Raw genomic sequence first — 14,303 nt, forward strand, 5'->3', positions numbered from 1 at the left:
CGGAGGGGCGTACGAGTCAGCTAGAGGGTCGGTACGACGGGGCGGATGGTGCCGTCGGCGTTGAACTCCATCCGGTCGATGGCGGTCTCGCGGTTGGTGCCGTTGCCGGCCGGCACGGCGAAGCGGTGGTAGGCGATGTGCCAGGTGTCGCTGCCGGGGGCCCGGACCACCGAGTGGTGGCCGGTGCCCTTGATGCCGACTTCGAGCCGCTTCTGCAGCACCACGCCGCGCCTGGTCCACGGACCGAGGGGCGATGGGCCGGTGGCGTAGGCGACGCGGTAGTCCTCGCTACGCGTGTCGTTTTCCGACCACATGAAGTAGTACTGACCGTTGCGCTTGAACACGAACGGCGCCTCGTTGTAACCGGATGGCGTGACGACCCGCACCTGTGCCGCGTCGAAGGAGGTCATGTCGGCGTTCAGCCGTACCGCCCGTGCGACACCCTGGCCCCAGTAGAGGTAGGACTGCCCGTCGTCGTCGGTGAACACCACGGGGTCGATCGCCTGCCCGCCGGAGAACTGGTCGCTGCGGATGAGCGGTCGGCCCAGCGCGTCACGGAACGGCCCAGTGGGGCTGTCGGCCACCGCCACACCCAGTTGTTTGGCCGTGTTGCCGCTGGCCGCGCCGCCGCTGAAGTACAGGTAGTAACGACCGTTGGCACTGGCCACCGCGGGTGCCCAGGCCGAGTTGTCCGCCCAGGACACGTCCGGGCCGTGGTCGAGGATCACGCCGTGGTCGGTCCAGTTGACCAGGTCGGTGGAGGAGAACGCCTTGTAGTAGGTGCCGGCCCAACTCGCGTAGCCGTCGGTGGTCGGGTACAGGTAGTAGCGGCCATTGAAGACGGCGATGTGTGGGTCGGCGAAGAGGCCCGGGATCACCGGGCCTCTGGTGGTCCTGGGTGCCCAGGGCGCGACGAGGCGGAAGGCGCTGTCTGCTCGGAACGCGGCCGTGTCCTGGTAGGTGTCGAGCCAGAGCGCGTAGTCGCGGTGCCGGATGCGCCGGTCCGGGTAGTTGTACGAGGTGAGCGTCACCGTTCCGCTGCCCGAGCCGTCCACGGCGCAGAAGGTGGCGTCGGCCCGGAACGTCGCGTCGCCGGTGTTCGGGTCGACCCGGACCCGGTAGTCGCGGTGCCGCAGGAACATGCCTGTCTTGGTCTGGAACGAGTAGCACGTCGGCGACGCCAGACCGTTGACCACGGTGAAGGTGGCATCGAGCTTGGTCTGGTTGGCGCTGCTGGAGGTCACCGGGTCGAGCCGACCGAGATAGTCGATGTGCCGTACGTACCGTCCGGCCTGGATGACCGCCTCCAGCGAAACGGCACCGGTCGGGAGCGTGGCGGCGTGCGCCGGCCCGTCGGCGACCACCACGAAGGCGGCGGCGGCCACGACGGAGAGCACCAGGATCCGGATGCGGACGAAGCCGCTGGCCCCGGTGGTCGATGCCGCTGTTGTTCGCCACGGAACCACGGTCACGACTCCCCTTCCGGAACGGCAATCGATGTTAGCGTTAACAAGATCAACTGAGGCGTGACTCGGGGGCCTCGCGGTTTCGGGCTGCGGCAACCTGCCACAGGGAACAACTCTGGTGCGCCACGCCGTACAGGCACAATGTGTTCTGCTCGTTAAGTTCGCGTTGCGGACCAGTGTTAGCGATCGCATCAGCGAGTGTCAAGGATCGACGAAGCTCGTTCGGCTTGATCGCGCCGCCCCGGCCGGCGCTATCGTTCCGACATGGTGCTCCCGTCATCCGGCGCCGTCGGTGCCGCCTTCCTCGCGGACGAGCCGGCCCCCGGCGTCGACCTCAGCCTGTTCGGACAGTTCGCGGGCTCCTGGGCGCTGGACTGCACCGAGTGCGGCGCCGACGGGTCCTCGACCGTTCGACGAGGCGAGTGGCACTTCGGGTACGCGCTGGGCGGCCGGGCCACCACCGATGTCTGGATCCTGCCCGGCGTCGAACACGGCGTCAGCGTGCGTTTCCCCGATCCCACCGCCGGTGCGGAGGTCTGGCGCTCCACGTGGGTGGGACCGGGACGGCGTCGGACGCACACCTTCCTGGCCTCTCGCGTCGGCGAGCAGATCGTGCTCGACGGCGGCGACCTCCGCTGGACCTTCTCGGACATCGAGGCCGACGAGTTCCGCTGGCGCAACGAGGCACGACAGCCCGATGGCACGTGGCGACTCGACCAGACGTTCCGGGTATGGCGACAGACCTGACCCTCCCTGTGCGGCCGGGCCTGCCGTGGGCGTCGGGCCTCTCTGGGGCCTGCTCGGCTCGGACTACCCGTACCTGACGAGTCCGGCGCGCTGGGCGAGGAGGGCCGCCTCGGTCCGGTTGGTACAGCCGAGTCGGGTCAGGACCCTTGAAACATAGCCCTTGACGGTGGCCTCGGTGAGGTGCAGTTGGGCCGCCAACTGCGCGTTGGTCAGACCCTGGCCCAGGCCGGCCAGGATCTGCCGGTCCCGTTCGGACAGACCGTTCGGCAGGGTGACCGACAGGTCCGCGAGCAGCAGAAGCCGGGTCGCACCGGGCGGCAGGATCAGGTGGCCGGCGGCGGCGGTGCGGACGAGGTTGGCGAACTCGCGCGGCGGAGTGGTTTTGAGCACGTAACCGCTGGCTCCGGCACGCAGCGCGGCAGCCAGATACCGATCGGCCGTGAACGTTGTCAGTACCACCACAACCGGGGCCGGGTGCAGAGCGGCGATCTGCTCGGTGGCGACAAGTCCGTTGACACCCGGCATGCGCAGGTCCATCAGGACCAGGTCCGGACGGTGCCGGATGGCGGCCTCGACCGCCGCGGCCCCGTCCGCCACGGTGTCGACAACCTCGATGTCGCCGGCGCTCCCCAGGATTGTGCGCAGGTGCGCACCGACCAAGGGATCGTCGTCAGCCACCACGACCCGGATCATGAAGACCCATGCTGTTGTACGCCGGGCAGCCGCGCCCGCAGCGTGAAACCACCGCCCGGCTCGGGCCCAGCCGTGAACGTGCCGCCGAGCAACTCGACCCGACGCCGCAACCCGTGCAGCCCGGTCCCCGACCCGGAAGCGGCCAAGCGCGCGTCCGCCGCCGACCGAACCACTCCATTGCGGACAAGAACTCGCACGCCTCCGCCCTCGTACCGCACCCCCACCTCGACACGGGCACCCGGCGCGTGTTTCCGCACGTTGGTAAGGGCTTCCTGGACGACCCGGACCACCGCCCGCCCGACCGCCGGGGAAACCGGCACCGGGGTGCCCGTCACCTCCAGAGCCGCCGGACTCACCATTGGCCGCAAGTCGGGCAACAACACCGGCGCCGGCTCCCGCTCCGTCCGCTGTTCGGGCAGGACCCGGACCAGGTCGCGAAGGTCGTCGAGCGCGGCGCAACCGGCCTCTCGGATCCGCTCGGCGGCCACCCGGGTCGCCTCGTCGACTGCGCCCATCCCGAGCGTCCCGGCCTCCAGGACGATGAGGGTGACCCGGTGCGTCACCACATCGTGCATCTCGGCGGTGAGCCGGTCACGTTCACCTGCGACTGCCCGCTCCGCCGCCGCGTGCCGGTCAGCCTCGGCCCACCGGGCCCGCTCGCGCAACAGGTTGACCATGCGGCGGCGCGCCGCCAGGTACAGACCGAGAAGGACCGGAACACCGAGCAGCACCAGACCGGAGCGCAGCCGCACCCAGGAGGGCGGCCACGGCACCGCGGCCGCGACCACGAGAGCGACCACCGCCGCCCAGCCCAGGACGCGACGAGCCGCGTAGACCGCGACCGCGTAAGCCGCGAACGGAGCCGCCGGGATGAGGAACATGATCGTGTTCTCGCCCGGCCGGATCGAGCTGTCCGAGCCGAGAGTCTCGACGGCGACCAGGACGGCGCTGCCAGCGACAGCAATCCAGGCCACCGTGACCGGTGCGCTCCGGCGCCACCACAGCGCGCAAGCCCCGGCCGCGAAGACCACAGGTGTGAGGCCACTGCCGCCCCGCGGGTCAACGGTCGGCCCGGCCAGCAACAGCAGACCGGCGAGCAACGCGACCGCCACCACCACGGCGTCGACTGACCGCCGCCTCGATGAGTCACCCCGCCGCACGACGGACTGCGTCCACCTCAACCTGGCCCCCACCACGGCGCCAACGGTAGGCCGGGACCGGGCGTCCCGTCCGGCCCGTACCGACGAAAGTAGGTTCGGAACCGCCACAATCGTCGCCATGAGGACCGACGGCCGCCGCTACCACGATTCCGGTCCCGCACGCCCAATGGAGTAATGAAGGAAAGCGTCACCACCCGCCGGCTCCTCGCCTGCGGCACCGCTGCCGGGCCTCTGTTCGTCATCGTGGTCCTCGTCGGCGGCGCGCTACGGCCCGGATACCGCCCGATCCGCCAAGCCGCCAGCGAGCTGGCCCTCGGGTCGACCGGATGGATCCAGATCACCAACTTTCTCGTCTGCGGCGCCCTGTTCGTGGTCTGTGCCTTCGGTGTACGCCGCGCCCTGCGCCCCGGGCCGGCCGCCTGGATCGCGGCTGCCCTCACCGGCCTGTTCGGTGTTGCCCTCATCGCCTCCGGGCTGTTCGTCACCGACGTCGCCGGGCAGGCCCAGCGCACCTGGCACGGCACCGCGCACAACGCCGCCGGCAGCGTGGTGTTCCTGTCCCTGCCGCTGCTGACCTTCACCTGGGCATGTCAGGCTGCCCGACGTCGGTCCTGGGTCTGGGCGACAACAAGCGCGATCACCGGCGTGACCATGCTATTCCTCATCCAGGGCCTGGCCATCGCCGAATACCGGGGCCTGTACCAGCGCATCACCATCGGACTCGGCTGGACCTGGCTTACCGCCTTCGCCCTGCACCTCCGTCGCGCGACGCCCACCCACCCACGAGCGGCAGCAGATCGCCGCGGCTACCGGCGTCGTCGATGACACCCCCGAGGTTCGTGACGTCCGGGTCAGCGGGTTTTCTGGAACCACGCGGCGACCAACTCCAGCGGGCGGCGGCGACCGGTGAACATGGTGACCGTGTTACGGAGGTCGTAGGTCTGGCGGAAGCTCCAGTCCAGCAGCACCGGCCCCGAGTCGTCGACGATCAGGTTCGTCGGCCAGACGTCGTGGTGGCAGAGGGTGCGGGGCAGCTCATCCGTGGCACGCAGCACGTCGTACCGGCGTAGCCAAAGGTCTCGTAGGCTGGTCCGGAGGTCGTGCGGCCAGGCGGAGGCCGCGGTGGGGTGGTCCCAGGGGATCGGTTCGGTGACGGGGCGGGTTGTGGTGTAGTCGCGGGACAACCATGGCTCGGTGGGGCGCTGGCCTAGCCAGAACGCGTGCCCAGCGCCGAGCCGATTCCTGGCCCACACGCCGAGTACGTGAGCGAACGGGAGCCAGGCGATCAGGCCATCGATTTCCTCGGCTGGGACGATCTGGCGGACCTGGCCCGGTGTGGGCAGCAGTACGAATAGCGGACCGCGTCAGGCGGTGGCCAGTCGGATCACGAACTAGAAGCCTCCGGGAGTGTTGCGCACCTCGACCCGACCGCCGTGCGCCTCCACCAGGCCTTGGACGATGGCCAGGCCGAGCCCGCCGGCCCGCAACGCACAGACCGTCCGACTTGACCCGGCGGTCGTGGACCGCCACTTGGGCCTCTCGAAGCACACCCGCCGCCATCCGGCTAGCCCGCGATATCGCGGAACGGCCGCCCTTCCTCGATGGTCGGCAAGCCTGCCATTCTCGCGGTCCAGCGGTCGATGTAGATGTTCAACCCATCGGCGTTACGCGCCATACTCAACCAATCCCAGGCAACGTTCCGGATCTCCCGTTCGGCGATCATCTCGGCACCGTCGCCGTAGTCGAACGGGAAGCCGTCGACAATGTCCGACAGGTCGGCGTAGATGGGGTACAGCTTGTCGACACCCCGCACGAACACCTCGGGGTGCAGCTCGACCAACGCACCCTTCAGCTCCTCGATCACCATCACCGGATCCTCTGCGCCTTTCAGCACCCGGTACAAGTGCCCGTCGACGAGGTCGATCACGGTAGGCAGCCAAGACGGCGCGGTGTCGGTCACGCTCGCATTGTCGTCTGCCGTGACACGCGTATGGCGTCTTCCCCCGGTGGCACAGACCGCTCCAAAAACTCGTGGCCGGCCGAAGGCGGGCGCGTCAGTTCTGGATGGAGAACGCCACGACGACACCGTTGTGATCGGACCTGGTGCCACCGACGACGTCGTAGCCGGTCATCCACATCAGCTGGTATTCGGGCAACCGCTTCCAGAAGTAGACGTAGTCGATGTGCCGGTTGCCGTGCGTCCCGGTGCCCTTCTCGCCGTAGAGGTTGTAGTTGGAGCGCAGACTTGGCAGATCGTTGGCCTCGAAGACCTGCCACGGGAACTTCGCGTACCCGTAGCTCCGGTCGGCGCTGAAGTCCACGTTGAGGTCACCGCTCACGATGACCTGGCCCTCGTCCTGCTTGTCGACCGCCAGTTCCTTGAGGCCCTGGAACTGCGCCTCGGCACACCTGGTGCGCGGCAGGTCCTCGGGCCGGCCCGCGGTTTCGATGCTGGCCACCGCGTGGGCGTTGATGTGTGTCACGTTGCGGCCGGTGGCCTTGTGCCGGTACTTGACCCAGTTGTTGTAGCGCGCGGGAGGAACCTCGCCCGGACCGTTCGTGTCACAGACGAAAATCGAGCCCTTGTCGAGTACGTCGAACACGCTCTTCTTGGCGATCAACGCTTCGCCAGCCTGGTTGGTGCCGCCCGGCGCGTACGACCACCAGCCGTTGGCGGCGGCCCAGTTCTCCAGGAACGCCTTGCGGGTACCGACCTCGTTGAGGCCGACGAGGTCCGCCTTGGACGCGATCAGGTTCAGGTCGTGCGCGAAGTCGGCCTGGCTCAGCCCGTAGTAGATGTTCAGCGTCGCCGCCTTGAAACCCACGCTCGCGGCAGCCGCCGGGGTCGCCGGCAGCAGGGCCCCCACCAGCGCGACCGCGCCCGCGAGAGCGCCCAGGGCGCGGGCCGACCAGTCCGTTGTCCTGCGCATCGATGTCCCTCCGCACGAACCGCCGTCGGTGGCGGCCAACGCACACTATCGATTTGAGTCGACGCGAGGCCGAACATCCGGTGACGAAGCATGGACAGACCTGGGTCGACCGGTGCGGGGGTAATCAACTGTCCCAGTGGCGGTGGTGCGGCTACGCGAAGGTGAGGCCGTCGGACCGGGCGCGCTTGAGCTCGGAGAATGCCTGGCAGCCGGCGAGCAGGCGAGCGCCGTCGAAGACGCGGACGGCCTCCTCCCCACAAGGGATCGAGGTCAGCACGGGGCCGAAGAAGGCCACGTCGTCGACGACGACCGTCGGGGTGCCGAGGTCCTCGCCCACCAGGTGCTGTGCGCGGGCGGTGCTCGCCCGCATCTGCGGGTCGACGTCGCTCCGATGGGCGACGTCGGCCAGGTCGGCGGGGAGGCCGGCCTCGGCCAGGGCCGACGGAACGACTGTGTCGAAGTCCTTGTCACCAGCGTCGTGGATCCGGCGACCGAGCGCCGGATACAGCCGCGCGAGGGCGGCCGGGCCGTGTTGTGCGGCCGCCGCCACGCACACCCTGGCCGGCCCCCACGCCCGGTCGTTGAATTCGCGGTACCAGGGCTCCAGGTCGCGATGCTCGTTGATCACCGCGAGGCTCATCACCTCGAACCGCAGAGTGAGCGGCCGCATCTTCGCGACCTCCATGAGCCAGCGGGAGGTGATCCAGGCGAACGGGCAGGAGGGGTCCACATACGCGGTGACCACCGGAGCTGAGGCTCGCGTCGAATTGTCTTCCACGGAAGATAAGTTATCTTCCGTGGAAGGTAAGATGCAACAGTGAATGACGACCGGATCGCCGACATCGTTGGCCAGTGGGCCCGGGAGCGACCGGACCTCGACCCCACTCCCTTGCTGATCATCGGTCGCATCCAACAGATGGCCGCCGCACTCGATGCGGCGCTGCGGCCACCGTTCGCCGCGGCGGACCTCGGCAACGGTGACTTCGACGTGCTCGCCGCGCTGCGCCGCGAGGGCACGCCGTACACGCTCACGGCGGGCGAGTTGAGCCACCGGATGCTGGTGACCACCGGAGCGGTGACCAAGCGGGTGGACCGGTTGATCGCCCGCGGCCTCGTGTCGCGTTCGGTCTCCGCGGCCGACGCGCGCGGCAGAGTGGTCGGGCTGACTCCCGCCGGAGTGGCGTTGACCGATCGTCTCATCGAAGAACATCTCGCCAACGAGGCGGCCATCCTTGGTGGCTTCGGCGACAGCGACCGCAGAACACTTGAGCGCCTACTCGCGGCGATGAATCGGACCTTGGAGTCCCGAGATTCCGGGCGCATGGGCGACACCACCCGCGGCGTACGTATCAGACGCGGTGGCCCGGCCGACGCCCTCGCGATACTGGACATGCTCGACGCCGCGGTGGCCTGGATGAATGATCGCGGCAACACCGAGCAGTGGGGCACCACCCCGTTCTCTGCGAAGCCCGGCGGGGCCGAACTGGTCGACCGGTACCTGACCGAGAACCTCCCGTACATCGCGGAGGTGGACGGGACGCCGGCCGCAGCGCTGGTGTTGGACTCCGGGCCCGATCCGCGGGCACCGATCGCGCCTGCGGAAGAACCCGAGCGCTACGTCCGCCTCCTGGTCACCGACCGACGATTCGCCGGCCGAAATCTCGGGTCGGCCCTGCTGGCCCACGCCGTGCAGGAAACCCGGCGGGCCGGCGTGCGGTTGCTACGGGTCGACTGCTGGGCGGGTGGCGGTGGCGAGTTGGTGGCGTACTACGAGCGCCACGGGTTCACTCCCACCGAAACCTTCCTGGCTGGATCCTGGCCGGGGCAGGTACTGGCCCAGCGGGTCGGCTGAGCCGCGCCTCTCCGTCAAGGCCATCCTCCAGCGCACCCGGATCAGGAGTCGGGGTGGCATTGGCCCACGGGAGTCGCACGGAGCCACACCAGGCCCACCACTGCCGCCGTAGCCGACAGGAGAACAAGCTTCAGCCACGGGCCGCCGTTGCCCAGGTGTGGCATCGTCTCGTCGGCGAGGTTCCATGCCGCGTGCATCAGGATCGCCGCCGGGACACCACCGCGCAGGCGTTCGGTGACGAAGAGCATGAGGTAGGTGAATGGAAAGAGCGCCAGGAAGAACACCACCGCCTGCTGGGTGAACAAGCCTTCGTCGTGCTGCCCGGTGCCAGGCAGGAAGAACAGCGGCACGTGCCACAGGCCCCACGCGGCTCCCAGCACCAGGGTGGTCGCCATCCGGCCGTAGAACTGCCTCAGGCGTGGCTGTACGTACCCCCGCCAGCCGAACTCCTCCGCCACTGGCCCCGCGAGCAGCGTGTAGGCCAGCGCGATGAGCGGTCCGCCCACACCGGCGACTACCGAACCCGCGTGCTGCGGGATCGCCGACAGGTCGTTCAGGTTCATCAGGACCGCCGCACCCACCGGGGCGACCCCGCCCAGCAGTACCGCCAGCACTGACGTGCCAAGCGACAATCGCGTGCGGGGGCCCGGACGCCTCTCCCCACGGCGCCGCAACCACAGGATCAGCGCCGCCAGGGACGGGCCACTCGCCGCGAGCGCGAACACCAGCAATCCGAGGCCCTCGTCGATGCTGACACCCAACACTCCCAGCAGTGCAAACGGGATCCAGGTCAGCAACAGACACACAGCCCAAAACTCCAGCAGCCGCAGGCGGACCAAGCCGCGTTCGGCGGGCAGATGACGCGTCAGCGCGAATTCGTCCGCCACCGCGGCCCGGGTGACCGGACGGCGATGCCCACGCTGCCGTTGGCGCAACTTGGCCATGATGTGCTCATCTCGTCGTCGCATTGATGATCACGACGCTACGAGGATCCTCAGTACCTAACGATCCGGCTAGTCGGTGAGCTTCCGGTAGGGTTAACCCGCCTATCCGCCACCCCGAACGTTCGTTTCCTCAAGCGGTGGCCAGCCGGACCATGAACTGGCAGCCGTCCGGGGTGTTGCGCACCTCGACCCGCCCCCCATGCGCCTCCACCAGGCCATGAACGATGGCCAGGCCGAGCCCTCCGGACGCCCCACCATCACCGGGGCCGGGCGTGCGGGCCGGTTCACCACGGAACGCGATGTCGAACAACCGGGGAAGGTCGGCCGGGGGGATGCCGCCGCAGGTGTCGGCGACCGACAGCCAGGCGTGATCGTCCTCTCGGCCGGCTTCGATGCGTACCGTGCCGTCTTCCGGGGTGTAGCGGACCGCGTTGAGCAGCAGGTTCGCCACGACCCGGGCCAGCTCCGGCTCGCTCGCGGCAACCGTCGGCCATCCCGACTCGCTGGCGATCAGCTTGATCCGGCGAGCGTCGGCCAACGGGGTGGTGCTGGCCAGCGCGTCCGAGACCACCTCCCCGAGCGGCACCGCCGTCAACGACAAGCGCAGCGCTCCCGCGTTGATCCGGGACAGCTCGAACAGGTCGTCGACGAGTCGGGTCATCCGGTCGGTCTCCAGACGGATGCGTCGGTGGTACTCGTCGACCGTGTCCGGATCACGAACCACCCGGTCCTCCAGCGCCTCCGCCATGGCCCTCAGCCCGGCGAGCGGGGTACGCAGGTCGTGGGAAACCCAGGCGACCAGGTCGCGCCGCCCCTTCTCCAGCTGCCGTTCCCGCTCCCGGGCCTGGTCGCGCCAGACCGCGGCGCGGGCCAGTCGACGGCCGAAGTGCCCGCCGACGGCCAGGCTGACCACCGCTGCCGCCGCGACGGTGATCAGGACCACCTCAAGGTCGTGCGGGGAGAGGAACATCGCCTCCGCGACCGCCATCACCCCGACCGCGACGGCGACCACCGTGGTGGTGAGCAGCACGCTGAGGTGCACGGTGATCGAGCTGCGTCGAAGCGCGCGGAGCAGCAGCGCGCCGGCGAGCCCGATGCCGAGTGCCGCGCCGAGGGCGATCGCGAAGATCAGGAGTACGTCACGCATGGGCCGGCTCGTAGCGGTAGCCGACGCCCCAGACGGTCACGATCCGCTGCGGATCGGCCGGGTCGGTCTCGATCTTCTCCCGTAGCCGGCGTACGTGCACGGTCACGGTCGAGTGGTCCCCGAAGTTCCAACCCCAGACCTGCTCGAGAAGTTCGGCCCGGCGAAACACCCGGGACGGATGCCGCATGAGGTGGACGAGCAGGTCGAACTCGCGCAGCGTCAGAGCCAGGTCGGTACCGGCGAGGCGGGCGGTTCGGGAGGACGTGTGCACCACCAGATCGCCGTCGGTGAGCGCCTCCGGCCGCTCCGGTGGCGCCCCAGCGCCGGCGCGACGGAGCACCGAACGGACCCGCAGCACCAGCTCCCGGGGGGAGAAGGGCTTGGTCAGGTAGTCGTCCGCGCCGAGCTGCAGCCCGAGGATCCGGTCGGACTCGTCACCGCGCGCGGTGAGCATGACGATCGGTACGCCGTCGGGCCGTACCCGCAGCGCCCGGCACACCTCCAGGCCGCTGATCCGGGGCAGCATGAGGTCGAGCACGACCAGGTGTGGTGCCTGCCGCTCCACCGCGGCCAGTGCGGCCGCACCGTCCGCCGCCAGGCTCACCTGGAAACCGTCGTTCTCGAGGTAACGACGAATGACGTCGCTCACGGTCTGATCGTCGTCGACCACCAGCACGCGCTGTGTCACGAACCTTCCCCGTTCCGCCCCGTCAACGTCTCCGCCAGTTGTCCATCGGTCCAGCGTAGCCACGCGCCGGTGTCCGCCCGCACCAGCAAACCTTGCGAGGTTCTTACGGCTGCGAGCGGGAAGCCGCGTGGGCGTACCCGAGGTCATACGGTGACCGGAATGCGGATACTTGTCACCGGTGCGGCCGGGTTCATCGGCTCGCACGTCGCCGACCTGCTCACCGAACACGGGCACGAGGTGGTGGCCGTGGACGCGCTCCTGCCCGAGGCGCACGGTGCGACGGCACCGCCCTGGGCCGAGCGGCACGACCTCGTGGTCGGCGACGTACGCGACGGCGAACTGCTGACCCGGCTGTTGGCCGGGGTCGACGCGGTCTGCCATCAGGCAGCCATGGTCGGCCACGGCCTCGACCCGGCCGACGCCCCCCGGTACGCCGCGCACAACGACCTCGGCACGGCCACCCTCCTCGCGGCGATGCACGCCACCGGGGTACGCCGACTGGTGCTGGCCAGTTCGATGGTGGTCTACGGCGAGGGCCGCTACCACTGCCCCAGCCACGGAATCGTCAGGCCTGCCGGCCGCCGGGCCGCCGACCTGGCCGAGGGCCAGTACGAGCCGACCTGCCCACGCTGCGACCAGGCGCTCTCCCCCGGTCTCGTGCCGGAGGACGCGCCGTTGGAGCCGCACAGCACGTATGCCGCCACCAAGCTGGCCCAGGAACACCTCGCCGGCGCCTGGGCCCGGCAGACCGGCGGGTCGGTCTGGGCCCTGCGGTATCACAACGTCTACGGTGCGCGAATGCCCCGCGACACTCCGTATTCAGGGGTGGCGTCGATCTTCCGGTCGGCCCTGGCCGCCGGACGGCCGCCCCGGGTTCTCGAGGACGGCCGGCAACGGCGCGACTTCGTGCACGTGACGGACGTGGCCGCTGCCAATCTGCTGGCCCTCACGACAACGGCACCTGATCCGCTGACCCCGGCCAACGTCTGCTCGGGTGAACCGCACACCGTCGGCGAGTTGGCCCACGAGCTGGCGTCGGCGATGGGCGGGCCGTCGCCGGTCACGGTCGGGGGCGGGCGGACGGCGGACGTACGGCACGTCGTGGCCGATCCGGCCCGCGCCGCCCGACTGCTCGGTTTCACCGCCCGAGTCGGCTTCGCCGCCGGCATCGCCGACTTCACCACCGCGGTGATGCGGGAGCCGGCATCGGTCAGGAGACCGTCCACAGTAGGTGGTTGACGGCGAGGGCGGTGGCCGCCTGGGCGGCCAACCACCACCGTCGGTGACCGTGAGGCAGGTGCGCGGTGGCGACCAGTAGCCAGACGGCGAATGGTAGCCAGATCCGCTCCACCTCGGCCTTGCTGAGCCCCGACAGGTCCGCCGCGAGCACCGCCGCCATGGCCGCGACGGGCAACCACACAGTGGGCCCGGCGCTGACGATCCGCTGGCGGAGGGCTGTCGCGCGCGGTGGGTGCGGTGCTCGGATCGACACGGCGGCCACCGCCCGCCGCAGCGCCGGCCCGACCACCGGCCCCGTCGAGAGCAGCAGAGCGGCGAGATTCGCCCAGACCCAGTACCCGTATGGGCGTTCCGCCGCCCAACCCTGGTAGTAACGGCGTGCCACCAGGTGGTAGCCGTCCAGCCACCAGAAGCCGGCGAGGGTGAAACCAGCGACGACGGCCGCGACCGCCGTCGCCGCGACCAGGAGCACGCCGAGTCGGTCCCGCGCCCGGAGCAGCACCACTGTCAACGCGAGCAAGCCGACCAGGACGAACCCGTACGACAGGTAGAGCGCGAAGCCGAGCAGCAACCCGCCCAGCGCGGCCCCCGGTCGGCCGCCCACCGCCAGCAGCGCCAGCCCGGCCGCGACCACCGCGGCGAAGATCCCGTCCGCGGAAGCGCCCACCCAGACCGCCCCCGGGAGGAGCACCAGGAACGGCCACACCGCCCGGGCCGCGGCCTCGGCGCCGAGCGCCCGCAACGTCACCGGTACCGACACGCAGACCGTGGCGCCGAGCAACACGCAGGCGAGCCCGGCTGCGGTTCCGCCGCCCAGGCCGATCCGCTCCAACCAGACGAAGAACAGCAAGGCGCCCGGTGGGTGGGCGGCGGCGTGGGTGGACCACGAGTCGGGCTGGAAGTCGAGGATCCGGTCGGCGAAACCGGACAGCATGATGCCGACGTCCGTCACCCGGGGCACCTCGTGCAGGTATTCGGCCTGCACGGTGAGCCGCTCGGTCAACCCCCCGGACCAGCCGTCCACCAGGGCCAGCGACAGCGTCCAGAGCACCGCGGCGAGATAGCCGAACCCCAGCAGCCGTGGCCACGAGGTGTCGGTTCCCCAGCGCGTACCCCGCCAGACGAACAGCGCCGCGACGAGAAGCGCGGCGGGGGTTCCAGGCCCCAGATGCGGCTGCCAGGAGGCGTAGAGCGGAGCGGCGTCGGCATGGAGCCGCACGCCCTGATGGTTGAGCAGCGCGCCGACGGCGACGGCGACGGCGAGCAGGGCCATCTCGGCGCCGAGGACGATCAGGTCGGCGGACCGGGGTCGTCCCGGCCGGGTCATCATGGTCATGGTGACGGCCGACGATACGACCTCTGACCAGGCATCCGACAGCCAGACAGGGATACGTCAGGGAGTCGTAAGATCCATTGCCGCGTAAGCGATTCGTAAGG

General features: G+C 69.8%; 15 protein-coding genes. 4 read left to right on the top strand and 11 right to left on the bottom strand.

The annotated features are described in order from the left end of the window. Positions 1–20: 20 nt before the first annotated feature. The gene (locus tag ACLQ3B_RS24015) at positions 21–1,472 is read right to left on the bottom strand and encodes a family 43 glycosylhydrolase (RefSeq protein WP_425782952.1); all 1,452 of its coding nucleotides are present in this window, start codon (positions 1,470–1,472) and stop codon (positions 21–23) included. 258 nt (positions 1,473–1,730) lie between these two features. On the opposite strand from ACLQ3B_RS24015, the gene ACLQ3B_RS24020 reads away from it, so the two are divergent. Continuing rightward, positions 1,731–2,213 carry a hypothetical protein gene (locus tag ACLQ3B_RS24020; RefSeq protein WP_425782953.1) on the top strand — a complete coding sequence of 161 codons (483 nt, stop codon included), beginning with the start codon at positions 1,731–1,733 and terminating at the stop codon, positions 2,211–2,213. Positions 2,214–2,276: 63 nt separating this feature from the next. Here the strand turns inward: ACLQ3B_RS24020 and ACLQ3B_RS24025 are convergent, their stop codons facing one another. Both ACLQ3B_RS24025 and ACLQ3B_RS24030 read right to left on the bottom strand, forming a co-directional pair. After that, positions 2,277–2,906 (bottom strand): response regulator transcription factor, encoded by a 630-nt coding sequence (locus tag ACLQ3B_RS24025; RefSeq protein WP_425782954.1) that lies wholly within the window; start codon positions 2,904–2,906, stop codon positions 2,277–2,279. Then, a complete protein-coding gene (locus tag ACLQ3B_RS24030; RefSeq protein ID WP_425782955.1) occupies positions 2,903–4,024 on the bottom strand; it encodes a sensor histidine kinase in 1,122 nt (373 codons plus the stop codon). Before ACLQ3B_RS24030 ends, ACLQ3B_RS24025 begins: the two co-directional genes overlap by 4 nt. Positions 4,025–4,240: 216 nt before the next feature. Here ACLQ3B_RS24030 and ACLQ3B_RS24035 point away from each other — a divergent pair, with 216 nt between their 5' ends. Next, the gene (locus ACLQ3B_RS24035; protein ID WP_425782956.1) at positions 4,241–4,891 is read left to right on the top strand and encodes a DUF998 domain-containing protein; all 651 of its coding nucleotides are present in this window, start codon (positions 4,241–4,243) and stop codon (positions 4,889–4,891) included. A 26-nt stretch (positions 4,892–4,917) separates the two neighbouring features. Here the strand turns inward: ACLQ3B_RS24035 and ACLQ3B_RS24040 are convergent, their stop codons facing one another. From ACLQ3B_RS24040 to ACLQ3B_RS24055, 4 genes are all read right to left on the bottom strand, one after another. Beyond that, entirely contained in the window at positions 4,918–5,319 is a 402-nt protein-coding gene (locus tag ACLQ3B_RS24040; protein ID WP_425782957.1) for a phosphotransferase, read from the bottom strand. Positions 5,320–5,630: 311 nt separating this feature from the next. Continuing rightward, positions 5,631–6,026 carry a hypothetical protein gene (locus ACLQ3B_RS24045; protein WP_425782958.1) on the bottom strand — a complete coding sequence of 132 codons (396 nt, stop codon included), beginning with the start codon at positions 6,024–6,026 and terminating at the stop codon, positions 5,631–5,633. A gap of 94 nt (positions 6,027–6,120) precedes the next feature. Continuing rightward, positions 6,121–6,996: an endonuclease/exonuclease/phosphatase family protein gene (locus ACLQ3B_RS24050; RefSeq protein ID WP_425782959.1), complete on the bottom strand. Its 876-nt coding sequence runs from the start codon at positions 6,994–6,996 to the stop codon at positions 6,121–6,123. Between the two features lie 151 nt (positions 6,997–7,147). After that, positions 7,148–7,774: a disulfide bond formation protein DsbA gene (locus ACLQ3B_RS24055; RefSeq protein ID WP_425782960.1), complete on the bottom strand. Its 627-nt coding sequence runs from the start codon at positions 7,772–7,774 to the stop codon at positions 7,148–7,150. A 39-nt stretch (positions 7,775–7,813) separates the two neighbouring features. Here ACLQ3B_RS24055 and ACLQ3B_RS24060 point away from each other — a divergent pair, with 39 nt between their 5' ends. Further along, positions 7,814–8,848 carry a GNAT family N-acetyltransferase gene (locus ACLQ3B_RS24060; RefSeq protein WP_425782961.1) on the top strand — a complete coding sequence of 345 codons (1,035 nt, stop codon included), beginning with the start codon at positions 7,814–7,816 and terminating at the stop codon, positions 8,846–8,848. A gap of 41 nt (positions 8,849–8,889) precedes the next feature. Here the strand turns inward: ACLQ3B_RS24060 and ACLQ3B_RS24065 are convergent, their stop codons facing one another. The 3 genes from ACLQ3B_RS24065 to ACLQ3B_RS24075 all read right to left on the bottom strand — a co-directional run bounded on the left by ACLQ3B_RS24065 (position 8,890) and on the right by ACLQ3B_RS24075 (position 11,627). Then, entirely contained in the window at positions 8,890–9,792 is a 903-nt protein-coding gene (locus tag ACLQ3B_RS24065) for a CPBP family intramembrane glutamic endopeptidase (RefSeq protein WP_425782962.1), read from the bottom strand. 130 nt (positions 9,793–9,922) lie between these two features. Beyond that, positions 9,923–10,939, bottom strand: a complete 1,017-nt coding sequence (locus tag ACLQ3B_RS24070) for a sensor histidine kinase (RefSeq protein WP_425782963.1) — start codon at positions 10,937–10,939, stop codon at positions 9,923–9,925. Then, the gene (locus tag ACLQ3B_RS24075) at positions 10,932–11,627 is read right to left on the bottom strand and encodes a response regulator transcription factor (protein WP_425782964.1); all 696 of its coding nucleotides are present in this window, start codon (positions 11,625–11,627) and stop codon (positions 10,932–10,934) included. Before ACLQ3B_RS24075 ends, ACLQ3B_RS24070 begins: the two co-directional genes overlap by 8 nt. 159 nt (positions 11,628–11,786) lie before the next feature. Here ACLQ3B_RS24075 and ACLQ3B_RS24080 point away from each other — a divergent pair, with 159 nt between their 5' ends. Beyond that, the gene (locus ACLQ3B_RS24080) at positions 11,787–12,866 is read left to right on the top strand and encodes an NAD-dependent epimerase/dehydratase family protein (protein WP_425782965.1); all 1,080 of its coding nucleotides are present in this window, start codon (positions 11,787–11,789) and stop codon (positions 12,864–12,866) included. Here ACLQ3B_RS24080 and ACLQ3B_RS24085 read toward each other — a convergent pair. Then, a complete protein-coding gene (locus ACLQ3B_RS24085) occupies positions 12,838–14,202 on the bottom strand; it encodes a hypothetical protein (protein WP_425782966.1) in 1,365 nt (454 codons plus the stop codon). The genes ACLQ3B_RS24080 and ACLQ3B_RS24085 overlap by 29 nt on opposite strands. Positions 14,203–14,303 lie beyond the last annotated feature (101 nt).

The sequence above is a fragment of the Micromonospora sp. DT53 genome, from assembly GCF_049841535.1.
Classification (GTDB): domain Bacteria; phylum Actinomycetota; class Actinomycetes; order Mycobacteriales; family Micromonosporaceae; genus Micromonospora.

What these genes read in the sequence shown, in the direction of transcription:
- ACLQ3B_RS24020 (WP_425782953.1), top strand. Translation starts at nt 1,731, where the DNA reads ATGGTGCTCCCGTCATCCGGCGCCGTCGGTGCCGCCTTCCTCGCGGAC.
- ACLQ3B_RS24025 (WP_425782954.1), bottom strand. Translation starts at nt 2,906, where the DNA reads ATGATCCGGGTCGTGGTGGCTGACGACGATCCCTTGGTCGGTGCGCAC.
- ACLQ3B_RS24035 (WP_425782956.1), top strand. Translation starts at nt 4,241, where the DNA reads ATGAAGGAAAGCGTCACCACCCGCCGGCTCCTCGCCTGCGGCACCGCT.
- ACLQ3B_RS24050 (WP_425782959.1), bottom strand. Translation starts at nt 6,996, where the DNA reads ATGCGCAGGACAACGGACTGGTCGGCCCGCGCCCTGGGCGCTCTCGCG.
- ACLQ3B_RS24065 (WP_425782962.1), bottom strand. Translation starts at nt 9,792, where the DNA reads ATGGCCAAGTTGCGCCAACGGCAGCGTGGGCATCGCCGTCCGGTCACC.
- ACLQ3B_RS24070 (WP_425782963.1), bottom strand. Translation starts at nt 10,939, where the DNA reads ATGCGTGACGTACTCCTGATCTTCGCGATCGCCCTCGGCGCGGCACTC.
- ACLQ3B_RS24080 (WP_425782965.1), top strand. Translation starts at nt 11,787, where the DNA reads ATGCGGATACTTGTCACCGGTGCGGCCGGGTTCATCGGCTCGCACGTC.
- ACLQ3B_RS24085 (WP_425782966.1), bottom strand. Translation starts at nt 14,202, where the DNA reads ATGACCATGATGACCCGGCCGGGACGACCCCGGTCCGCCGACCTGATC.